Genomic DNA, 21,698 nt, shown 5'->3' on the forward strand with positions numbered 1-21,698 from the left:
AGAGCAGAGTATCACTTATAAATAAGCTTTTAGTTGTTCAAACAAGTGGGACCACCTCTATCTTCCAGTTCAGGGTGAATAGTAAGAATGTTTCGTGCAAATGCATTTAATTCTTCGATACTGAAAAATGGTGCATCCCAACTACCCATTGGATGAATATCACCTTCTATAGATAAGACAAAGTAACTGCAATAGCGTATGTGAGTGGACCAAGCATCAAAAGAAAGCTGATCTTCAGCAGAAAGCTTTATACCTTTGAAATCTGTTGAAACTGGAGTTTGTAGTTTAGGGATAGTATTCATATTCTTATACCTCTGTAAGTTTGTTTTTTTCGATGTATGTTGCAATTAAATTATTAATGTTGCGGTGGTCATCGTAATTGGTGAAATCACGGTATTTATTACCTTTTAGGTCACTGATCTCAATGTCATATAGATTGATAATATTGACCGTTGTAAATTCTGAGCCCACTACGCCGTAACTGTCAGGGTGAGTTTCAAATTGAAAGTTTGCTCTTAAAATGGTGTCATCTAATCGGATTGTGGTGCTACCAGTATCCTTAGATGTGAGATTGAGGTGTTGTACACCATAGATGTTTGGTGCAGTAGCGTAATGACTAGGTACAACAGGTGTTGCAGCAGGGTGACAGGCGAGTGTCATACTAGCTATCGTGCAAGCTGTAAATAGTGTTACAGTCGTAAAGTTGAATTGGTTTGGTTTAATGTTCATACTTATCTCGTAGTTTTGCAAAGCCCCGTAGCCGTCCAAAGTTCCGGGGCTTTTTGTTGTCCGTGAGATAAATATTACCTAATTGGTAATAAATTGCAAGATAAAAATTACCTTTTTTGTGTTTTATGATTTAATAGACAAAAGAAAACCCACACAGGGTGGGGTGAATGGAGTTGATTGGAATGATTGGCGTAACCAAAGATGGAAGGGTTTTAGAAATTACTCAAAATGGCCCAATGGTTGGAAGGGGGTTGGTGGCTTTACTTATCACTGATCCAGATGAGCTGCCAAGTGAGTTTAATAGTATTAAATGTAGGTTCCAGAGCCAAGACGATCAATACAATCTAAAACATTGCCTAGATACTTTACATATACAACAGTGCCAGCTTCAGGGTTTTCATAATTCACAATCATTAAAACTTGGTAAGTCTTATCGTTTGCTAAAATTATCCACTCACCTATTCTCGGATGGTTTTCAAATTGATGTGCGAACAAAGGTTTTTCAGCCCCTTCTTCAAACTCTATTAAAGAAACTTCAATCATAACTTCTCCACCCATTCAGTTATTTATCTGTGTCGGGTTCACAGTTTTTAAATTTTCATCTAAAAGTTTTAATTTGCTAAATTCACAATTGTTTTAAGAGCCATTATTAATTCTGGTGTGAGCTTACCTTTAGCGTCTAGATGATTTAAAGAGTTAATCAAATCTCTTAAATTGTCATTATTCCCATCGGTATATGACTGATTCAAATTGTTAGAAAGTGAATTGTTATCTGCTTGATGCAGTACATCTAACCATCCATGAGGCTTTCCAAAAGTTTCTTCAATTTCACGAGCAACTTTATTACCAATACCTTTAATTGGATTGGTTCCAGCGAATTGACTTGTTTGTGACTGACCTTTGCCTATTTTCTCGGCAAAACTCGAAATACCGCCAACTGAATCTACAAGTATGCGAGTATTTTGATAACGAATGCTTTTACTATCCATAAAAACTCTACTTTATTTAATAAAAAATCACTTTAAAGGTGATTTCTTAATTTTCATCTAAGTTTACTTAAATCACCAAAAAGGTAAACAATAAAAAAGGTTGTATTTACATTACCAAAAAGATAATATTTAGATTGATTAATGAGGATCAATCTATGGAATTTCGTGCATTTGTCCTTGAGTTAACCAACATTGAACTTGAAAAGTATGCAAAAGATTCAGGAACAACAGTAGGTTATCTAAAGACACATTTACTTTATGGGTATAAAGAACCACGTAGAGCGCTGCGTAAAGCATTGGTTAAAAATAGTGGTGGAAAGGTTTCTGAACTTGAATTGATGCGTCATTTTGCTTCATACACTTTAAGTAAAACTGATAACCAAAATAGTAATAAAGCTATCGCCTAATAAACACGTTCAAAGGAACCGATTATGAACATATTGGACGCTGCTTATCACACAGTACGTCAGTTTAAAGGTGGGGCATCTGCACTTGCTACACGAATGGGTGTCCGTAGCGTTGCGGTACTTAATAGCAAGGTGAACCCAAATACTGAAACACATCACCTGACACTTATGGAAGCCTCCGCCATGATGGCGATTACGGGTGATTACCGAATCCTTCAAGCATTGTGTGCTGAACACGGAAAAGTCGCAATAAAGTTACCTGACATCCCTGAATGCAGAGATACAGAACTTACAGACCTAGTTTTAAGTATTGGTATGGGCGGTGGAGATGTATGCGCGCTCTTTAAAGAAATGATGGCTGACGGTCGAATTACTCGAGGGGAAGCAATTGATATGTCAAAAGTCATTCAATTACTTCACACCGTACTGGCGGAATTAAACCAAAAGATTCATTTATGTGTAGATGAAAAAAAAGCCTGAGTTCGTGGTTCAGGCTTTTAGTTACTGTTAATCCAGGAGATCAACAATGAATACAGATCAATTAAACCACAACTATAGACCATCTACAAGTTTTGATGATCGAGAAGACTATCAATCTTCAAAAGTGCAACAACTTGAAGATAACTATTCTGATGCATTAGTGAAATACAAACAAGCAATGACCGAGTTGGAAAAAGCTTTAGGTGTTCAGAAAGATTTTGAAAAATCTAGCTGGTCCGCTGAAGAGTCTGTTGAGGATCTGCGACTCAATAAAATGCAATACGCTTTGATTAATCGTTTTGAAAGCGCCGTAAAAAAAGTCATTGAGACAAAAGGTAGATTGTAATGGCTAGATCAAGAAATATTAAACCCTCGTTTTTCTCAAATGATCTACTTGTTGAGTTGCCTTTCGAGGCTCGACTTTTGTTTGTTGGTCTTTGGACATTAGCAGATCGTGAGGGGCGTTTAGAGAATCGTGCCAAAAAAATCAAAATGTCACTTTTCCCAGCGGATGAAATAAACGTTTCAGAACAGTTATTGAACATTTCTAAACTAGGTTTTATAGCGTTATATAACTGTAATGGAACAGATGTTATCCAGATAATAAACTTTTCAAAACATCAAAAACCACATGGATTGGAAAAAGATAGTGACCTTCCTGATCAAAATGGCATGTATACCGTCTACAAACGCAACCCAAAAAACAAGCTTGTAACTGGTAAGCCGATTTTGCTTACCAAAGATCAACTTAATGATTTTTATGGTGAAAATCCTATAAACCTAACTGAGCAAGCAACTAATTCAAACACAAATAACAGTTATGAAACTGATGTACACGGTTCTAACAATGTTATCAAACAGGATAAAAACAGTTATGAAACTGTTTTTATACCAGTAAGAAACGCCCTGATTCCTGATTCCCTTAACCTGATTCCTGAATGTGGAATCCTGAATCCTGATTGTGGGAGAGAAAACCCCACGCACGAAAAAAATCAAAAAAATGAAAATCAAGAAAATACTCTTGAGCAAGTTTTAAAAGTTTGGATACCAGATGTTAAGCAGCTCAATGCTTGGTTAAAACAATCTGGTTTGATGCCCATGACTTCTGAATTGATTAATCAAATCTTGCCTGAGATAAACGCTTACTACCAAACAAAACTTGAGAATGGGTCAATTAGGTCAAATCAGATGTATTCAAATTTTGTGAAATGGGTAAAGCGAGATCCTAGGCTGTATCAGCAAAGCTCTGATGATCAACAGCATGAGGGGGAGAGCATCACACGGCCCCCTGATATAAAACCAATACCTGTGAAATACGGGCAGGGTCTAGGAGGTGTCCATTGAAGGCTCAATTTAATATTTCAGGAGTGATTGACGATCAATTGTCAGATCCATCTTGTGAGTTGGCTTTCTTGATTTCAATGTTCACTTACCAAGAATGCTGTGAGTTGATTTCTATAGCAAATGAGTCAATATTTACTGTTCAGACTCATGTTGTTTTATTTCGCGCAATGAAAAAGCTTCACGAAAAGGGTGATCCAATTGATGAGGTTACAGTCATTAGCTCACTCAAAACGTTAGGTTCAGAAAAACAGGGAGTCAATGAAAAATATATTCTGGACTTATTTCAAAATGCACCAGTTACACTGAGCAGTAACGTACATACCTACCTTAAAAAACTTCAAGATTTAACGCTTCGTAGGCAGTTACGAGATGCTGGTAATCGTATTCAGAAAATCGCCAATGATTTAAGCAATGGTGAGGCAGATGATGCAATTGCAAGAGCGAGCAGCGCTTTGAGCGATATCAGCACTGGTAACAGCGATGAGGATCCAGAACCGTTAATTAACTCGATGATAGACCTGTTTGATGAGATCAATAAGATTCAATCTGAGAAGTTAGATGGAACTTATGCTGTACGTGGAGTAAATACAGGATTTATCGCACTTGATAACAAAATTGGTGAAATCCAAAAAGGCGATTTAGTCATTATTGCAGCTCGACCAAGTATGGGTAAAACCGCATTTGCTCAGAATATTTCTACCCATATTGCAACAAACCTCGTTAAGCCTATTTTGTTTGAATCAATTGAGATGAAAACAGGCAAGATCTCAAGACGAATTGCTGCAGCAGTTGGAAATATTGATCTCAAACGTATCCAAGACTCCGATATGAAACCAGATGATTGGACAGGTTTTACAGAGGCTGTGAAACTCATTGAGCGGGCACCATTTGAAATCAAAGATGGGGTTGTCACCTTAGTTGATATTCGACGACATGCAAGAAAAGTTAAGGCTAAGTATGGCTTTCTTGGTGCGATCTTTATTGACTATCTACAAAAAATTTCCACCCCGCACTTAAATTCTAATATTGCAGAGCATGAGCGATTAACAGTGATTTCTAAAGGATTAAAGGAAATCGCAATGGAGTTTGATTGTCCAGTATTTGCTCTCAGCCAATTAAGTCGTGATGTTGAGAAGAGACCAAATAAAAGGCCCCTCATGTCCGATTTACGTGGATCTGGTGCCATAGAACAAGATGCAGATGTAATCCTATTTCTTTATCGGGATGAGTATTACAACAAAGAAAAATCTCAATTTAAAGGGATGCTTGAAGTCATTGCTTCCAAGGTCCGTGATGGTGAAACAGGGGAAACCTTTCTTTTTTCAGAATTGCAATACAGTCGCTTTTCAAATGTTTCAAATGAAAACTTGGAATATTTTCAAAATCAATTGTTGAACATTGATAAAAATCCAAAATTTAAGTCTAGGGTGGCTGGACTATGAATCATTTCGACATCACAAAACATGACTTAAGAATACTTTGAAAACTTGGAGAAAGCAGTGAATACAGCCGTACATATTATGCAAACAGTTGACTGGTCAAAGTATGAATTACAAGGCTGGTTAAGACAATTTGGGGCTTGGCAGAATACTGCGAAAGGAGGATATCGCTCAAGTAATCCTATAGCCGTAGCAATGAGTAAAGCAAAAGTACGAATGAGCAAACAAAACAAAGAAAAGCTGATTGCTTACTACATGTGTGATGAAAACTTTGAAGAAAAACCAAAGATTGATCGAAATATTTGCTGTGAAATCACAAATGATGAAGCACGTGCAGTACAGCGTTTAATTCTAGATGTGTTAAATGGCACAGACAGCGAAGCACTAGTAGACTGGATGAATGTCTTAATTAGTCGGTATTTCCATAATCGTTCGTGGTCTGAACTCCAAACACCCACTCGTACAGTGATGGATGCAAAATATGATGTCCGTTGTGGACTAGCGGTACTCCATGTTAAATATCCGTTTATTGAATATGTGAAGGGGACGGTTTGAAGTACTTTCAAAAGAATACATTTTTGACTTAAATAAAATACCAAGTTGCTCGATTAAGAACAGTAGATAAGGCTACTGTTCACTATAAGGATAAAGAGAAGATTGGTTAAACATCAAATTCTAATTATGTGATGATGATGCTATATGATTTATTATTTTTAAATCTTTAACATCATAAATTTGAACAACCTTATTTTCATCCGTTACTAGGCACATAGACTTTAAACATATATCAGTGAGAAATAACCTTTCATTACCTTTATTACCTTTTATAGTCACTAATTGGTAAGGGCTATTAGAAAAATTGCTATTTTTGATGGCTCTTTTACTCTCAATAAAATGTTGTTCAGCTTTATTTTTCCCTTCATTAATAATTTGTTGCCCAATATTCAAAACGCTCATAGCGCCAACCAACAAAAAAATTGAAATTGTATAGTGTATAAAAAAAGATAAGTCGAATTTAAAGTTTTGATTGATAGTTGCTTCATCATTTTCACCATAAATTTCTCTTTTAATCAGTGGGGTGGTTAGGTTTAGTCTTGTTAAAATTTTATGATTAGATTCTTCAATTTTAGTGCTTTTATTCTGAATTTTAGAAAAGGTTCTTTTTAAAAAACAAAATATAGTTAAAAGTATATTTTTAGCTATTTGTGGGGTTTTTCTTTTAGTAAAATTGATTGTTTTAGAAACCATAGAGTGTTTTTTTATAAATTTAACAAGGTAGTAAAATGTCAAGTTGTATAAAATTATAAAAAAATTAAATGTTAGTCCAATTGTCTTTATAATCCAATATAGCCATTGTTTAAGAGAAATTGAAGTTACATAAGAAATAATTAAAAATATAAAAATTAAGGTAATCCATGCTTTATAACCAGATAAAAAGCCTTGAATGATTAGACTAATTACAGGGATATCAAAAGAGTCTAAATTTACTCCATAGAAATCAAGATATCCAATGTAGTAACAATAGCCACACCAATAAAGCAAAAAGGTAAATATGGATGTTAGAACAGCCCAATCAAAACTAATATTTAATTTCATAAATTTTCTTTATAAAGAGTGTTTAAGTTCGTTGATAGATAAGAACATTCTTTCCTTCGATTAGCACTTGATCTATACCAAAAGGTGAAAGAAATCATACCACAATGCCTCTAGTTGGGTTATATAGCTAGTTAAATAAACTATGCTACATTTGATTAAACCCAATATCTAAAGCCTCAAGAATAGTTTTCTGTTGTTGGCTAACAATATGTCTGACTTTTCTTTTTAGTATAGACCAAGCTTTTTCAATTGGATTGAGGTCTGGACTATAAGCAGGCAAATACATCAGCCTAGCATTGTACTGGCGAGCCAATTCCTCAATTTTTCGACCTTTGTGAATAGAAGCATTATCTAAAATTAGTAAATATTTTTGAGGCTGACCATTTTTATCTCTTGTTAGATCTTCAAGTAAATATTCAAGCCAGCCAGTAAAAGTATTGCGATCACATGAGCCCTTAAAAATTAGGGGAGCAATGAATTTAAACGTTGCACTTGATCGAACAGCACTGATTATATTTAGTCTACTTCCATGCCCACCTGTTCTTAATGCACGACAACGTTTTCCTTTCTCAGACCAACCATATTCAGCAACCTCATTGGTATTTATACCTGATTCATCAATGTATAAAATATACTCTTCACCATATTGCTGTTTCCATTGTGGTAGGAACCATTGGAATACTGCTCGTCCTATTTTGCAGGCTTGTCTGTAGAGAAAACTCTTTTTTTATAACTCCACCCCAGCTTTTTTAAAGCAAATAAGATATTGGCATAGCTGACGGAATAACCAAATCTTTGCTCAAATAATGGCACCAGATCTTTAGCCTGTGAAAATGATGTTGTTTCAACAAAGATTTTGAAAGCCTTTAGGTCTTTAATTTTATAGGGTCGACCTGCTTTTTCGGGATGTGGTCTATTCGCATTTCCTTGGAGATGTTCGAGCTGAATCCAGAGATCTAAAGTCGTTCTTGCAATCTTAAAAACAGTACATGTTTTAGACTTATTCTGGCATTCTTTGTAGTAGTCTAGAGCTTTGTATCGAAGATCATTGGAGTATGGCTTAGGCATAACAGCAGTCAGTAAGGTTTTTTTTATAGTGTAGCAAACTTTATATATTTAGCTATATTTAAAAAACAACTAGCTACATGAAAAGCAAAATCAGAATATGATTGAATTTTTAAAAGATAAAACTTTATTGTTTCTTATATATGAACCAGAATCTAATGATGTGAGTTGGGTAGGTAATACTCCCATTTTTAATTGATTTTATAAGTAGAAAGGCAAAGTCCTTATGATTGTTTAAATTTAGGTGGTTTACCATCAACTGACATATGTGGTCGTTCATGATTATAAAAGTGTTGCCATATCGTTGTATAGTCTTCAACTTCTTCAAGCTCTCGAAATAAATATTGATTCAAACATTCATATCTAACCGTCCTGTTGAAGCGTTCAACATAAGCATTCTGTTGTGGATGACCTGGTTGAGTAAACACATGCTCAATTCCATGTTGAGTACACCACGCTTGCATTAAATCACTAACATACTCGGGTCCATTATCACTACGGATACGCTTTGGCTTACCTCGCCATGCAATTAATTGGTCTAATCCCCTCAGCACTCGTTGAGCTGGCAAAGAAAAATCAATCAATATATCCAGTGACTCACGGTTATAATCATCAATAACATTGTGAATTCGGTAACTGCGACCATCACTCAGTTGGTCATGCATAAAGTCCATTGACCACGATTCATTTGGTGTTGATGGTACTGTAAGCGGTTCAGGCTTTATTCGCTGAATGCGTTTGTTGGGTTTAATTCGTAGGTTAAGCTCAAGCTCCTTATAAATTCGATAAACACGTTTGTGGTTCCATGAGTAGCCTTTGACATTACGTAGGTATAAGAAGCAAAGCTGAAAGCCCCAAGTCTTATTCTCATTGGTAAGCTTCAGTAGCCAGTCTGCAATCATCTTATTTTGCTCATCTAATTGAGCTTTATAACGATAACAGGTTTGACTAAGTTGAAAGATGAAGCAAGCTTTACTCACTGAAATCTTGAATTGTTCAACGGCTCGCTGAGCAAGAGATTTACGTTGTACAGGCTTTATAACTTCTTTGACAGTGCATCCTGAAGAATATCTGCTTTAAGGCGTTCGTCAGCATACATACGTTTCAGACGAGCATTTTCAGCCTCTAATTCTTTAAGTCGTGTCATCATTGAAATATCCATACCTCCATATTTCGCTTTCCATTTATAAAATGTAGCGGAACTCATACCATGTTCACGGCATAAGTTAGGCACAGGTGTTCCTGATTCAGCTTGTTTTAAAATACTCATGATTAAGCTATCTGAATATTTAGATGTTTTCATAAAAAATCTCCTTGAACAGGATTATTCGATTTTCTACTTTTGAGTTCAATTATTTTGAGGGGGGATTACCGGTAGATGAGAAACTTAGCTCAACAGGAAGTGTAACTATTAATAGAGTTTTTTCCTTTAGTAAATTAGATAAGTTTAATGAGGAAGATCAATGCATAAAGTTTGTTTTTGGTAATCTTAATGATGATTATTATACAATTGATAGAGATATTTTAGGAATTAGTCATGATTTGTTAATTTATAAGGATTTTAATTTTACCAAAAAAAACTTTATAGCTTCATATAATATTTCTATATTTAGAAAAATTGATGATGCATTGAATGGTAAGGAAATTATTATTGGTGGTGAAAAAGAAGATGCTATTTCTATTGAGGATTTTAATAATTTAATAAAAAACTTTCCTAATACAACAGAACTAAAATATTATTCTCGTATAAGAATATTAAGAGAAATCAATGATTATTTTGGAGGGCTGTCTGAAGCTGAAAAAAGATTGAAGTCAAACCTTGAAAATAGAATTGTTAGACGAGAATCTGATAATAGTTTATATATCAGAGATACTTTTAAAGGATATGAAATTAAAAAATATGAGTTTATCTATGACGAATTGATTGAAATGTTAAATGAGGCTGAGTCATATTCAGAAAATGTTTGGCAAGATAAAATATTAGATCTATTACTTTTGATATTTCCAAAGTATATTAAAGTTATAAAAGAGTTAAATGTGAAGGATTTTTATACCGATTCTAAAAGAGACATAACTAGAAAAATAGATTTTTCATTAATAGATTGTAATGGTAATATTGATATTGTTGAAATAAAAAAACCGTTTGAAAAAGCAATTTTGACTTCTAGACTTTATAGGGATAATTATGTACCCAAAAATGAATTGTCTGGTTCAATTGTGCAAGTTGAGAAATATATATTTCATTTGAATAAATGGGGTGCCAGTGGTGAGCGTACAATAAATGATAAGTATAAGGATAAATTGCCAAGTGGATTAAGTATTAAGGTAGTAAACCCTAAGGCAATAATAATTCTAGGTAGAGATAATAATTTTAGTGATAAGCATAAATTTGATTTTGAATTTATTAGAAGAAAATACTCTAATGTTTTAGATATTATGACTTATGATGATTTATTGAGACGTGTTAAAAATATTATTTCAATGCTTAGAAGTAATCAAAATAATCAATAGCTTATGTTTATGATGTGGATCTAATTCAGATAGGATTTTAATTAAATTATATCACTTCACATTGTATTATGGTTGGGTATAGTGGTATCTTCTAAAAGTCAAAATTTCAGGAGATAATTATATGGGTAAATTTAATATTGGAGATGTTGTCTATTTAAAATCAGGTAGTCCTGCAATGACAATAAATAGATTGATTGAAGAGCGCGGGAACGTTGAATGCGTTTGGTTTGTTGAAAATGAACAAAAGCAGTTTATATTTAATGAAGATACCCTAATTCCTAAAGATCCTAAATCCGGTTTCATCGAAGTTTGGAGCAACTCGGAACGTTCATCTTTTTAATTTTAAAATAAACCTAAATACGAAGAAATTATTAAAATTGCACTCGGTATGTTTTCTAGTCCGGCATCAAGTAGCTTAGTTGTTAAGTGTTTAATACTTTCTGCTGGTAGTTCATCGAGAGTATCTAGCATTGTTTTCTTCTTCTCTTCTGGTAAATCGGAATGATGGATATGATTTGCTAAAATTGCTTTTAAAGTAGTAGCTTCAAATTTTACAGTCACCACATTTAAGATTGCTGAAAGACCGCCATCATCAGCAAGAAAATCCATACCTTTATGTGTAATGGTTGGTAGCTCAAACTGCAGACCAAAATTTCCACCAAACCCAGTTGTTTTCATTAAACTTTTATTTTCAACTAGTCCATGTTGCATAAGATAATATAAATTTATGATCACTTTTTCGTATTTTTCTGATTTAAATAAGTAATCTTTATCTAATTCATAATGCTTTGGGTATGTTGTACTAAGTTTAGTAAGTAATTCAAGTTGAAGTTTGCGATCCAGAATCATAATAAATTCCAATAATTACTCTTAAATTTTAGGGTCTAAAGTATTGAATTTTTAAATTTTAACTAAGAGGTTGTCTAATTCTTTTTCAAAAAAACCACCCTCAAACAATACATCACCTTACCTTAAAATTCTACCCCACAAGTGGGGTGAGTTGGGGTATATTTAGGGTTTAGATTTCAATGAATTGGAATAAGATGGCAGAGTAAAACTTGAAGTGCGACATAAACCACCTAATTAATTTAAAGGGTTTATGGAGTATATAAAATTGTCATACCATCATCTTAACTTTGAAGATCGTACTGCATTAATGCTTGAGTCAAGAAAAGAAGGCTTTTCAGCCAGAAAATTTGCTGAACTCATTAAAAGACATCCTAGTACGATCTATCGTGAGCTTAAAAGAAATAGCATCAATGACGTTTATCAAGCTCGATATGCTTCTGATAACACCTTCGCTAGACGTAGACGTGGTCACAGAAAACTCAAAATCGATTCAATCCTCTGGAAATTTATTGTTGAAGCGATCCGTTGTTTATGGTCTCCTCAGCAAATAGCAAAGCGTTTAAAGACATTTCCTGATTTGGATCAAACAATGAATGTAAGCCATACAACGATTTATTCAACGATACGAGCATTACCAAAGGGTGAGTTGAAAAAAGACTTATTATCCTGTCTACGTCATGAAAATAAAAAGCGAAAAGCTAACGGTGAACCTAAAAAAGATTCTATATTACAGGATATTAAAACTATTCATGAGCGCCCAGCCGAAGTTCAAGAAAGAAAAATACCGGGTCATTGGGAAGCTGATTTAATTAAAGGTAAAGACAATAAAAGTTCGATAGCAACACTTATTGAACGAAATACACGGCTCTGTATCTTGGCAACATTACCTGATGCAAAGGCAGAATCAGTGCGCAAGGCTTTAACTGAAGCTCTGAAATATTTACCTGCAGAACTGCGTAAAACGTTGACCTATGACCGTGGACGTGAGATGTCAGAACATAAAATACTCGAAGAAGATTTAGGCATAGATGTATATTTCTGTGACCCACATTCACCCTGGCAAAAAGGCACATGCGAAAATATGAATGGTTTAATTAGGCAATATTTACCTAAAGGGATTGATTTAAATCAGGCAGATCAGCATTATTTAAATCAAGTTGCCATGTCACTGAATACTCGTCCTAGAAAGGCGTTAGATTGGCTTACACCATTAGAGAAATTTGCTCAGCTTGTTGATTATCATATGGCTTTTGAAACTGTCGCACCTCATGTTTGAATTCGCCCCATATTTTTGCTACAGTGAACCAAATTAAGATCATCTATTTACTAGGCCTCGCATTTGCGGGGTTTTTAATGCTGAATAAAAGGAAAACTTGATGGAATTGCCCAATATTATGCACCCGGTCGCGAAGCTGAGCACCGCATTAGCCGCTGCATTGATGCTGAGCGGGTGCATGCCCGGTGAAATCCGCCCGACGATTGGCCAGCAAATGGAAACTGGCGACCAACGGTTTGGCGATCTGGTTTTCCGCCAGCTCGCACCGAATGTCTGGCAGCACACTTCCTATCTCGACATGCCGGGTTTCGGGGCAGTCGCTTCCAACGGTTTGATCGTCAGGGATGGCGGCCGCGTGCTGGTGGTCGATACCGCCTGGACCGATGACCAGACCGCCCAGATCCTCAACTGGATCAAGCAGGAGATCAACCTGCCGGTCGCGCTGGCGGTGGTGACTCACGCGCATCAGGACAAGATGGGCGGTATGGACGCGCTGCATGCGGCGGGGATTGCGACTTATGCCAATGCGTTGTCGAACCAGCTTGCCCCGCAAGAGGGGATGGTTGCGGCGCAACACAGCCTGACTTTCGCCGCCAATGGCTGGGTCGAACCAGCAACCGCGCCCAACTTTGGCCCGCTCAAGGTATTTTACCCCGGCCCCGGCCACACCAGTGACAATATCACCGTTGGGATCGACGGCACCGACATCGCTTTTGGTGGCTGCCTGATCAAGGACAGCAAGGCCAAGTCGCTCGGCAATCTCGGTGATGCCGACACTGAGCACTACGCCGCGTCAGCGCGCGCGTTTGGTGCGGCGTTCCCCAAGGCCAGCATGATCGTGATGAGCCATTCCGCCCCCGATAGCCGCGCCGCAATCACTCATACGGCCCGCATGGCCGACAAGCTGCGCTGAGCCATGGCTGACCACGTCACCCCCAATCTGCCATCGCGCGATTTCGATGTGACAGAGGCGTTTTATGCGAAGCTGGGCTTTGCGACGAGTTGGAAGGATCGCGGCTGGATGATCCTGCAGCGCGGCGGTTTGCAGCTCGAATTCTTCCCCTATCCTGACCTCGACCCAGCTACGAGCTCGTTCGGCTGTTGCCTGCGGTTGGATGATCTCGATGCCATGGTGGCATTGGTGAACGCGGCGGGAGCCGAGGAAAAAAGCACCGGCTGGCCGCGCTTCAAAGCTCCGCAACTGGAGGCGAGCGGCCTGAGGATCGGCTACCTGATCGATCCCGACTGCACGCTGGTGCGGCTGATCCAGAACCCCGACTGACCGCATGCCCGCGAAAATCAAGATTTGCGGGATCAGCACACCCGAGGCGCTCGATGCGACCATCGCGGCGCGGGCGGACTATGCCGGGTTGGTGTTCTATCCAGCGTCGCCCCGTGCGGTTACGTCGAATGTCGCGGGCGCTTTGACATCGCGCGCAGCTGGCCAGATCGCCATGGTCGGTTTGTTCGTCGATGCGGATGATGCTGTCATCGCCGACGCACTGGTGGCAGCCAAGCTGAACGCGCTGCAGCTGCACGGTTCGGAATCGCCCGAACGCGTGGCCCAGTTGCGCGCGCGGTTTGGCAAGCCGGTGTGGAAGGCGCTGCCCGTCGCCAGCGCCAGCGATGTCGCACGCGCCGCAGCCTATGCCGGGGCGGCGGACTTGATCTTGTTCGACGCCAAGACCCCCAAAGGCGCGCTGCCCGGCGGCATGGGGTTGGCGTTCGACTGGTCGCTGCTGGCCGGATATCGCGGTGCCTTGCCGTGGGGGCTGGCAGGCGGGCTAAATCCGACGAATGTTGCCGAGGCGATTGCGCGCACCGGAGCGCCGCTGGTCGATACCTCCAGCGGCGTCGAAAGCGCGCCGGGCGTCAAGGATACCGACAAGATTACCAATTTCGCCTTTGCGGTGCGCTTGGCCTAAATCGCGTCGATCAATAGGCGTCGTTCAGCGCAAAGATCGGCTTGCGGGTGCGCCACTGCCCTCGGGTGAAGTCGGGAAAATCTAACGTGCGATTGCCCTCAGCAATCGATTGTTCCGACAGAGGCGTGATCGCGCTCCAGGCCAGCGCGTCGTAAATGTCGATTGGCATCGGGGCCTTGGCCTTCAGCGCCTCGACAAAAGCGTGGATCACGAACCAGTCCATCCCGCCATGCCCGGCCCCTGCCGCCAGATCGGCGTAGCGTTTCCATAGCGGGTGATCGTATTTCGCAAACCAGCCCTCGGCAGGCTCCCAGCGGTGCGGCTGTGGGCTCTTGCCCTCCAGATAGATCGACTTGTTGACGTCCATCCACAGCCCCTCGGTGCCTTGCACCCGAAAGCCGAGAGAATAGGGGCGCGGCAGCGAGGTGTCGTGGCACAGCATGATCGTTTCACCATTAGTGCAGCCGATCATGGTGTTGACCACATCACCCAGTGCGAATTTCACCTCGGCGTTGGGATGATCGGCAGAGCCGTTCTTGACGACATAATCATGCAGCCCGCGCGCCTTACAGCCGAAGCCGCCAGCGCCCGCTTCGCCCGGCAACGCGACCTTCAGGGTGCGGGTCTGCGGCGGGTAGCACACGCCGGCATCGGCGCAGCCCTGGTACTTCACGGTCAGGGTGGTCGCGCTCGCGCCGGCCGCGGGCGTGCCGGTGAGGGTGCCGAGCAATTCCTTGCGGTAGGTTTCGACGTCGCCGAAGAATTCGTCGCGGTAGGCCTTGCCCTTCGGCAGCGCCATGGTCGCGCCGGTGAAGGCGGCATCGGCCTTGACCGAGGTGCGGTGCCGGTACAGGTAATAGCCGTCGGCGATCCGCCAGCGCACCTCGATGCGGTCCGGCGCGGTGGCCTGCGCGGACAGGACGAAGACCTCGTCGACCGGCGGCAGTTCGAAGTCCTGGGCGACGGCCGAGGTCGCGGGCAGCGCAAGCAGCAGGGCGAGCCCGGCCAGCCAGCGGCGCAGGCGGATCGTGGATGCGGTCATTGGCTCAGTTTACCGGTCGGCTCTCGGCGGCCAGCCATTGCAGGTATTCGGGCAGGCCGGACGCGGCTTCGACCGCGAGCAGCTCCGGGAGTTCGTAGGGATGCAGTTGGCGCAGGCGTTCCTGCAGGGCGGGGTAGGCCTCGGCACTGGTCTTGACCAGCAGCAGGACCTCGGCCGCGGCCTCGACCTTGCGTTGCCAGCGATAGACCGAACGCAGGCCGGGCAGGAGGTTGACGCAGGCGGCCAGGCGCTCGGCCACCAGCGCGGTGGCGATGCGCTCGGCGCTGTCGGCGTCGGGACAGGTGCAGAAGCAGATCAGGGCGCTCACCGGCATAGGGTAGCGGCTGCCCCGATCCGGCGGGCCTGGCGGACATCCGCGTGCGGCCCTTGAAAGTCGGCGGGCCCGCCCCATCTCGGTGGCATGCCGGGTTCGCCCGGTTCTGTTGTCCGCGGTTTGGCACTCGCTTCGCGCGACTGCTAAAATCGCCGGGTTTTTCCACGTCAATCAACCATTTACCGAGGTTGCCATGTCCAATATCAAGCCGCTGCACGACCGCGTGGTCATCAAGCGCATGGAAGAAGAGAAGCTGTCCGCCGGCGGGATCGTGATCCCGGATTCGGCCACCGAGAAGCCGATCAAGGGCGAAGTCGTCGCCGTCGGCACCGGCAAGGTGCTGGACAACGGCCAGGTCCGCGCGCCGCAGGTCAAGGTCGGCGACAAGGTGCTGTTCGGCAAGTACAGCGGCACCGAAGTGAAGCTGGACGGCGTCGAGCTGCTGGTGGTGAAGGAAGACGACCTGTTCGCGATCCTCGGCTGATCGCGCGTCGCTCCCACACATTTCTCATCCGAATAATTTTTCGAGGTAATTCGCAATGGCTGCCAAGGACATTCGTTTCGGCGAAGACGCGCGCTCCAAGATGGTGCGCGGCGTCAACGTGCTCGCCAACGCCGTGAAGGCGACCCTCGGCCCGAAGGGCCGCAACGTCGTGCTGCAGAAGAGCTACGGCGCGCCGACCATCACCAAGGACGGCGTCTCCGTCGCCAAGGAAATCGAACTGGCTGACGCGTTCGAGAACATGGGCGCGCAGATGGTGAAGGAAGTCGCTTCCAAGACCTCCGACAACGCCGGCGACGGCACCACCACCGCCACCGTGCTGGCGCAGGCGTTCATCCGCGAGGGCATGAAGGCGGTCGCCGCCGGCATGAACCCGATGGACCTGAAGCGCGGCATCGACCAGGCGGTGAAGGCCGCGGTCGGCGAACTGAAGTCGCTGTCCAAGCCGTCGTCGACCAGCAAGGAAATCGCCCAGGTCGGCGCGATCTCCGCGAACTCGGATGCCAACATCGGCGACCTGATCGCGCAGGCGATGGACAAGGTCGGCAAGGAAGGCGTGATCACGGTCGAGGAAGGCAGCGGCCTGGACAACGAACTCGACGTGGTCGAGGGCATGCAGTTCGACCGCGGCTACCTGAGCCCGTACTTCGTCAACAACCAGCAGTCGATGTCGGCCGACCTGGATGATCCCTTCATCCTGCTGTACGACAAGAAGATCTCCAACGTGCGCGACCTGCTGCCCGTCCTCGAGGGCGTGGCCAAGGCCGGCAAGCCGCTGCTGATCGTGGCGGAGGAAGTCGAAGGCGAAGCGCTGGCGACCCTGGTGGTCAACACCATCCGCGGCATCGTCAAGGTCTGCGCGGTGAAGGCCCCGGGCTTCGGCGACCGTCGCAAGGCGATGCTGGAAGACATGGCGATCCTGACCGGCGGCGTGGTGATTTCCGAGGAAGTCGGCCTGTCGCTGGAGAAGGCCACCATCAAGGACCTCGGCCGCGCCAAGAAGATCCAGGTGTCGAAGGAAAACACCACCATCATCGATGGCGCCGGCGAAGGCGCGGGCATCGAGGCGCGCATCAAGCAGATCAAGGCGCAGATCGAGGAGACCTCCTCCGACTACGACCGCGAGAAGCTGCAGGAGCGCGTGGCCAAGCTGGCCGGCGGCGTTGCGGTGATCAAGGTCGGTGCCGCCACCGAAGTCGAGATGAAGGAAAAGAAGGCGCGCGTCGAAGACGCCCTGCACGCGACCCGTGCGGCCGTCGAGGAAGGCATCGTCCCGGGCGGCGGCGTCGCCCTGATCCGTGCCAAGGCGGCGATCGCCGGCATCAAGGGCGTGAACGAAGACCAGAACCACGGCATCCAGATCGCCCTGCGCGCGATGGAAGCCCCGCTGCGCGAGATCGTGACCAATGCCGGCGATGAGCCGTCGGTCATCCTCAACCGCGTGGTCGAAGGTTCGGGTGCGTTCGGCTACAACGCCGCCAACGGCGAGTTCGGCGACATGATCGAGTTCGGCATCCTGGACCCGACCAAGGTCACCCGCACCGCGCTGCAGAACGCCGCGTCGATCGCGGGCCTGATGATCACCACCGAAGCGATGGTGGCCGAGGCCCCGAAGAAGGACGAGCCGGCGATGCCGGCCGGCGGCGGCATGGGCGGCATGGGCGGCATGGATTTCTAAGCCCCGCGATCCATCAAGCAAGACCACAAAGCCCGGCCTCGTGCCGGGCTTTGTGCGTTCTGGCGTCCGAGGCGGGAGACTTCCTACCCGCCCCGCGGCAATGTCTGACGCGAAGATCAGAAAACGCCGATATGAACGCGTGCTCGCGGGCGCAACCCTGAGCAGCCGTCCCTGCAACGGAGCGCTGCGTGCCGCGCCTGACCGCACCCCGGCGGCAGGCCGAGGTGTGCGCGCCACTGCCGGCCGCCCACGCCGCTGCGCGTTACGCGCGCCACCTGCCCGAGCGCACGCTGCTGTACGCGCTAGTGCAGGCGCACTACCCGGACTTCATCGCGCGTCTTGAGGCCGAAGACCGCCCGCTGCCCGAGTATGTGCGCGAGGAGTTCGAGACCTACCTGCGCTGCGGCGTGCTCGAGCACGGCTTCCTGCGCGTGGTCTGCGAGCACTGTCGTGCCGAGAGGCTGGTGGCGTATTCCTGCAAGAAGCGCGGGCTGTGCCCGAGCTGCGGCGCACGGCGCATGGCCGAGTCGGCGCGGCATCTGGTGGACGAGGTGTTCGGCCCGCGGCCGGTGCGGCAATGGGTGCTGAGTTTCCCGTACCCGTTGCGCTTCCTGTTCGCCAGCAAGCCTGAGGCGATCGGCCCGGTGCTGGGCATCGTGCATCGTGTGATCGCCGGTTGGCTTGCCGATCAGGCCGGCGTGCCGCGGGATACGGCGCAATGCGGCGTGGTGACCCTGATCCAGCGCTTCGGCAGCGCGCTGAATCTCAACATCCACTTCCACATGCTGTGGCTCGACGGCGTGTACGAGGACACCACCGAGCGTCCGCAGCGCAAGCCGCGCCTGCACCGCACCCGTGCGCCCACATCGGCGCAACTGACGGAACTGGCCAACACCATCGCGCATCGCGTGTGCCGGCACCTGTCGCGCCGCGGCTGGCTCGAAGGCGAAGACGAATCCGTGTTCCTGTCCGACAGCGCGGGTAGCGACGACGGCATGGATGGGCTGCGGATGAGTTCGATGACCTACCGCATCGCCACCGGTCGCGACGCTGGCCGCAAGGTCGTCACGCTGCAAACGCTGCCTGGCGACGCCGGTCCGCTGGAGGGCGACGCCGGCAAGGTCGGCGGCTTCTCGCTGCATGCCGGCGTGGCCGCGGAAGCACACGAAAGCCACAAGCTCGAAAAGCTGTGCCGCTACATCACGCGCCCGGCGATCAGCGAGCAGCGGCTATCGATCTCGCCACAGGGCAGGGTGCGTTACCAGCTCAAGACGCCGTGGCGCAATGGCACCACGCATGTCGAATGGGATGCGGTGGACTTCATCGCCAAGCTGGCGGCACTGGTCCCGCCGCCACGCGCGCATCTCACCCGCTTCCACGGCGTATTCGCCCCGAATGCAAACCTGCGCGCGCAGCTGACGCCCTCGGGGCGCGGCAGGCGGCCTGCGGGCGATGCGGCGCCAGTGGACGTCAGCGCCCACGACGAGCCGCGCAGCCCCGAGCAGAAGCGCCGTGCGATGAGCTGGGCGCAACGGCTCAAGCGGGTCTTTTCCATCGACATCACCACCTGCGCCCACTGCGGCGGCGCGGTGCGGATCGTCGCCAGCATCGAAGACCCCAAGGCCATTCGCGCCATCCTCGCCCACTTCGAGAAACACGGCGCGCTGGAGCAAGCGCACTACCGGCCCGCAGCGCGCGCCCCGCCGCCCGCCGCGTGATGAGGCGCCGGCCACACAGCCGGCAGCCAAGCCAGAGTCCGATCCGATGCGGCCACGACCCCGCAGGGCTGCGCTCGGCCCTGTGCCGGGATTCGGTGAGAAATGGCTACGCACTGAGCCGCTGCGTGGCCCCGCGATGTCGAAAACCCACGCATGAACCCCCGATCTGTGCCCGATCTGTGCCCAAAGCGGCGCTTGCGCGGCCGCTTCCTACCCGCCAGACTCGCCAAAAAGGGCGGTTGAACTTCCTATACCCATATCCCACTTTAGGTTTGGCAGCACCTTTTCAATCAGGTGGTTGTTTACACCAATCCAGCTATTGGCCAATTGAATATTGGTTTCGTCTACTTTTTTTGATTTTTTAAACAGCTTGGTAAAACCGAGTGCCAAAACAGGGGGACCATGTAAAAACGTGCTTCCTGTAATGACTGAACCAACTGTGAGTCCTTTACTGACTTTTTGCAATAAGGATGCTTTTTTATGAGCAGTAGACATAAATCTAACCTTGAGTGTAGAGATTTAAAAAAATGTTCCAACTATAAACAACGGAAATTGAAATACAATTGTATATTTGAAGATGTTGACATTTTTTATGGATTTACCCATTTTCTGCAATTTTAATCCACTTTATCATAAGTGAAGCATTGGTATTTGGTGTATAAAGTTCTTAAAAACTTTTATTGAAACATATATCTCATGTTTTTAGAAATCCGATAAATTGAAAACAATGGAGGGCAGAGTAAAACTTGAAGTGCGACATAAACCACCTAATTAATTTAAAGGGTTTATGGAGTATATAAAATTGTCATACCATCATCTTAACTTTGAAGATCGTACTGCATTAATGCTTGAGTCAAGAAAAGAAGGCTTTTCAGCCAGAAAATTTGCTGAACTCATTAAAAGACATCCTAGTACGATCTATCGTGAGCTTAAAAGAAATAGCATCAATGACGTTTATCAAGCTCAATATGCTTCTGATAACACTTTTGCTAGACGTAGACGTGGTCACAGAAAACTCAAAATCGATTCAATCCTCTGGAAATTTATTGTTGAAGCGATCCGTTGTTTATGGTCTCCTCAGCAAATAGCAAAGCGTTTAAAGACATTTCCTGATTTGGATCAAACAATGAATGTAAGCCATACAACGATTTATTCAACGATACGAGCATTACCCAAGGGTGAGTTGAAAAAAGACTTATTATCCTGTCTACGTCATGAAAATAAAAAGCGAAAAGCTAACGGTGAACCTAAAAAAGATTCTATATTACAGGATATTAAAACTATTCATGAGCGCCCAGCCGAAGTTCAAGAAAGAAAAATACCGGGTCATTGGGAAGCTGATTTAATTAAAGGTAAAGACAATAAAAGTTCGATAGCAACACTTATTGAACGAAATACACGGCTCTGTATCTTGGCAACATTACCTGATGCAAAGGCAGAATCAGTGCGCAAGGCTTTAACTGAAGCTCTGAAATATTTACCTGCAGAACTGCGTAAAACGTTGACCTATGACCGTGGACGTGAGATGTCAGAACATAAAATACTCGAAGAAGATTTAGGCATAGATGTATATTTCTGTGACCCACATTCACCCTGGCAAAAAGGCACATGCGAAAATATGAATGGTTTAATTAGGCAATATTTACCTAAAGGGATTGATTTAAATCAGGCAGATCAGCATTATTTAAATCAAGTTGCCATGTCACTGAATACTCGTCCTAGAAAGGCGTTAGATTGGCTTACACCATTAGAGAAATTTGCTCAGCTTGTTGATTATCATATGGCTTTTGAAACTGTCGCACCTCATGTTTGAA

General features: G+C 45.2%; 27 protein-coding genes and 1 pseudogene. 16 read left to right on the forward strand and 12 right to left on the reverse strand.

What is annotated here, in order from left to right:
• Positions 1-29 precede the first annotated feature (29 nt).
• The 4 genes from I9192_RS06825 to I9192_RS06840 form a co-directional block, all read right to left on the reverse strand.
• The gene (locus I9192_RS06825; protein WP_200150260.1) at positions 30-302 is read right to left on the reverse strand and encodes a hypothetical protein; all 273 of its coding nucleotides are present in this window, start codon (positions 300-302) and stop codon (positions 30-32) included.
• Positions 303-306: 4 nt separating this feature from the next.
• Entirely contained in the window at positions 307-729 is a 423-nt protein-coding gene (locus tag I9192_RS06830) for a hypothetical protein (RefSeq protein WP_005030268.1), read from the reverse strand.
• Between the two features lie 306 nt (positions 730-1,035).
• Positions 1,036-1,272: a hypothetical protein gene (locus I9192_RS06835; RefSeq protein WP_005030266.1), complete on the reverse strand. Its 237-nt coding sequence runs from the start codon at positions 1,270-1,272 to the stop codon at positions 1,036-1,038.
• 68 nt (positions 1,273-1,340) lie between these two features.
• Complete coding sequence (locus I9192_RS06840) at positions 1,341-1,718, reverse strand: hypothetical protein (protein WP_005030264.1); 378 nt, start codon at positions 1,716-1,718, stop codon at positions 1,341-1,343.
• A 155-nt stretch (positions 1,719-1,873) separates the two neighbouring features.
• Between I9192_RS06840 and I9192_RS06845 the strand changes: the two genes are divergently transcribed.
• From I9192_RS06845 to I9192_RS06870, 6 genes are read left to right on the forward strand one after another with little or no spacing between them, the layout of a single operon-like run.
• A complete protein-coding gene (locus tag I9192_RS06845) occupies positions 1,874-2,125 on the forward strand; it encodes a hypothetical protein (protein WP_005030262.1) in 252 nt (83 codons plus the stop codon).
• Between the two features lie 24 nt (positions 2,126-2,149).
• Complete coding sequence (locus I9192_RS06850; protein WP_005030260.1) at positions 2,150-2,605, forward strand: phage regulatory CII family protein; 456 nt, start codon at positions 2,150-2,152, stop codon at positions 2,603-2,605.
• 46 nt (positions 2,606-2,651) lie between these two features.
• On the forward strand, positions 2,652-2,951 hold the full coding sequence (locus tag I9192_RS06855) for a hypothetical protein (RefSeq protein ID WP_005030258.1): 300 nt from the start codon (positions 2,652-2,654) through the stop codon (positions 2,949-2,951).
• Positions 2,951-3,949 (forward strand): hypothetical protein, encoded by a 999-nt coding sequence (locus tag I9192_RS06860; protein ID WP_005030255.1) that lies wholly within the window; start codon positions 2,951-2,953, stop codon positions 3,947-3,949. The genes I9192_RS06855 and I9192_RS06860 overlap by 1 nt, the downstream gene beginning before the upstream one ends.
• Positions 3,946-5,391 (forward strand): replicative DNA helicase, encoded by a 1,446-nt coding sequence (locus I9192_RS06865; RefSeq protein WP_005030252.1) that lies wholly within the window; start codon positions 3,946-3,948, stop codon positions 5,389-5,391. The genes I9192_RS06860 and I9192_RS06865 overlap by 4 nt, the downstream gene beginning before the upstream one ends.
• 57 nt (positions 5,392-5,448) lie before the next feature.
• Positions 5,449-5,943 (forward strand): hypothetical protein, encoded by a 495-nt coding sequence (locus tag I9192_RS06870; protein ID WP_005030250.1) that lies wholly within the window; start codon positions 5,449-5,451, stop codon positions 5,941-5,943.
• Positions 5,944-6,063: 120 nt separating this feature from the next.
• Here the strand turns inward: I9192_RS06870 and I9192_RS06875 are convergent, their stop codons facing one another.
• The 4 genes from I9192_RS06875 to I9192_RS06890 all read right to left on the reverse strand — a co-directional run bounded on the left by I9192_RS06875 (position 6,064) and on the right by I9192_RS06890 (position 9,352).
• Positions 6,064-6,984, reverse strand: coding sequence for a hypothetical protein (locus I9192_RS06875; RefSeq protein WP_005030248.1), 921 nt, complete (start codon positions 6,982-6,984; stop codon positions 6,064-6,066).
• A 145-nt stretch (positions 6,985-7,129) separates the two neighbouring features.
• Positions 7,130-7,678 carry an IS630 family transposase gene (locus tag I9192_RS22540; protein WP_082179806.1) on the reverse strand — a complete coding sequence of 183 codons (549 nt, stop codon included), beginning with the start codon at positions 7,676-7,678 and terminating at the stop codon, positions 7,130-7,132.
• Entirely contained in the window at positions 7,675-8,052 is a 378-nt protein-coding gene (locus tag I9192_RS06885; RefSeq protein WP_005029849.1) for an IS630 transposase-related protein, read from the reverse strand. Before I9192_RS06885 ends, I9192_RS22540 begins: the two co-directional genes overlap by 4 nt.
• Before the next feature lie 221 nt (positions 8,053-8,273).
• Positions 8,274-9,352, reverse strand: a protein-coding gene (locus I9192_RS06890) for an IS3-like element ISAbe6 family transposase (RefSeq protein WP_200149848.1) whose coding sequence is annotated in 2 segments (ribosomal slippage) — positions 8,274-9,100 and positions 9,100-9,352 — 1,080 coding nt in all. Because the reading frame shifts where the segments join, the coding sequence is not laid out codon by codon here.
• An 11-nt stretch (positions 9,353-9,363) separates the two neighbouring features.
• Here I9192_RS06890 and I9192_RS06895 point away from each other — a divergent pair.
• Together I9192_RS06895 and I9192_RS06900 are read left to right on the forward strand one after the other, a co-directional pair.
• Positions 9,364-10,560, forward strand: a complete 1,197-nt coding sequence (locus I9192_RS06895; RefSeq protein ID WP_200150261.1) for a Shedu immune nuclease family protein — start codon at positions 9,364-9,366, stop codon at positions 10,558-10,560.
• A gap of 121 nt (positions 10,561-10,681) precedes the next feature.
• Complete coding sequence (locus I9192_RS06900) at positions 10,682-10,900, forward strand: YodC family protein (protein ID WP_005030241.1); 219 nt, start codon at positions 10,682-10,684, stop codon at positions 10,898-10,900.
• Positions 10,901-10,902: 2 nt separating this feature from the next.
• On the opposite strand, the gene I9192_RS06905 is transcribed toward I9192_RS06900, so the two are convergent.
• Positions 10,903-11,409 (reverse strand): hypothetical protein, encoded by a 507-nt coding sequence (locus tag I9192_RS06905; protein WP_005030238.1) that lies wholly within the window; start codon positions 11,407-11,409, stop codon positions 10,903-10,905.
• A 250-nt stretch (positions 11,410-11,659) separates the two neighbouring features.
• On the opposite strand from I9192_RS06905, the gene I9192_RS06910 reads away from it, so the two are divergent.
• The 4 genes from I9192_RS06910 (at position 11,660) to I9192_RS06925 (ending at position 14,610) form a co-directional block, all read left to right on the forward strand.
• Positions 11,660-12,685: an IS30-like element ISAba125 family transposase gene (locus I9192_RS06910; RefSeq protein ID WP_004994718.1), complete on the forward strand. Its 1,026-nt coding sequence runs from the start codon at positions 11,660-11,662 to the stop codon at positions 12,683-12,685.
• A gap of 100 nt (positions 12,686-12,785) precedes the next feature.
• The gene (locus I9192_RS06915; protein WP_004201164.1) at positions 12,786-13,598 is read left to right on the forward strand and encodes a subclass B1 metallo-beta-lactamase NDM-1; all 813 of its coding nucleotides are present in this window, start codon (positions 12,786-12,788) and stop codon (positions 13,596-13,598) included.
• Between the two features lie 3 nt (positions 13,599-13,601).
• On the forward strand, positions 13,602-13,967 hold the full coding sequence (gene ble, locus I9192_RS06920; protein WP_004201167.1) for a bleomycin binding protein Ble-MBL: 366 nt from the start codon (positions 13,602-13,604) through the stop codon (positions 13,965-13,967).
• Positions 13,968-13,971: 4 nt separating this feature from the next.
• Positions 13,972-14,610, forward strand: coding sequence for a phosphoribosylanthranilate isomerase (locus I9192_RS06925; RefSeq protein ID WP_004201168.1), 639 nt, complete (start codon positions 13,972-13,974; stop codon positions 14,608-14,610).
• A 10-nt stretch (positions 14,611-14,620) separates the two neighbouring features.
• Here I9192_RS06925 and I9192_RS06930 read toward each other — a convergent pair whose 3' ends face one another.
• Both I9192_RS06930 and cutA read right to left on the reverse strand, forming a co-directional pair.
• A complete protein-coding gene (locus I9192_RS06930; protein WP_004201169.1) occupies positions 14,621-15,652 on the reverse strand; it encodes a protein-disulfide reductase DsbD domain-containing protein in 1,032 nt (343 codons plus the stop codon).
• Between the two features lie 4 nt (positions 15,653-15,656).
• The gene (gene cutA / locus I9192_RS06935) at positions 15,657-15,986 is read right to left on the reverse strand and encodes a divalent-cation tolerance protein CutA (protein ID WP_004201171.1); all 330 of its coding nucleotides are present in this window, start codon (positions 15,984-15,986) and stop codon (positions 15,657-15,659) included.
• A 193-nt stretch (positions 15,987-16,179) separates the two neighbouring features.
• Between cutA and groES the strand changes: the two genes are divergently transcribed.
• From groES to I9192_RS06950, 3 genes are all read left to right on the forward strand, one after another.
• Entirely contained in the window at positions 16,180-16,470 is a 291-nt protein-coding gene (gene groES, locus I9192_RS06940; protein ID WP_004201172.1) for a co-chaperone GroES, read from the forward strand.
• A 55-nt stretch (positions 16,471-16,525) separates the two neighbouring features.
• On the forward strand, positions 16,526-18,166 hold the full coding sequence (gene groL, locus I9192_RS06945) for a chaperonin GroEL (RefSeq protein ID WP_004201176.1): 1,641 nt from the start codon (positions 16,526-16,528) through the stop codon (positions 18,164-18,166).
• Positions 18,167-18,354: 188 nt separating this feature from the next.
• A complete protein-coding gene (locus tag I9192_RS06950) occupies positions 18,355-19,884 on the forward strand; it encodes an IS91 family transposase (protein WP_015056392.1) in 1,530 nt (509 codons plus the stop codon).
• A gap of 249 nt (positions 19,885-20,133) precedes the next feature.
• Here I9192_RS06950 and I9192_RS06955 read toward each other — a convergent pair.
• Positions 20,134-20,379, reverse strand: a pseudogene (locus I9192_RS06955) (acyltransferase); the annotation flags it as partial.
• A gap of 292 nt (positions 20,380-20,671) precedes the next feature.
• On the opposite strand from I9192_RS06955, the gene I9192_RS06960 reads away from it, so the two are divergent.
• Positions 20,672-21,697, forward strand: a complete 1,026-nt coding sequence (locus I9192_RS06960; protein ID WP_001988464.1) for an IS30-like element ISAba125 family transposase — start codon at positions 20,672-20,674, stop codon at positions 21,695-21,697.
• The last annotated feature ends 1 nt before the right edge of the window (position 21,698 follow it).

The sequence above is a fragment of the Acinetobacter bereziniae genome, from assembly GCF_016576965.1.
In the GTDB taxonomy this organism is placed as follows: domain Bacteria; phylum Pseudomonadota; class Gammaproteobacteria; order Pseudomonadales; family Moraxellaceae; genus Acinetobacter; species Acinetobacter bereziniae.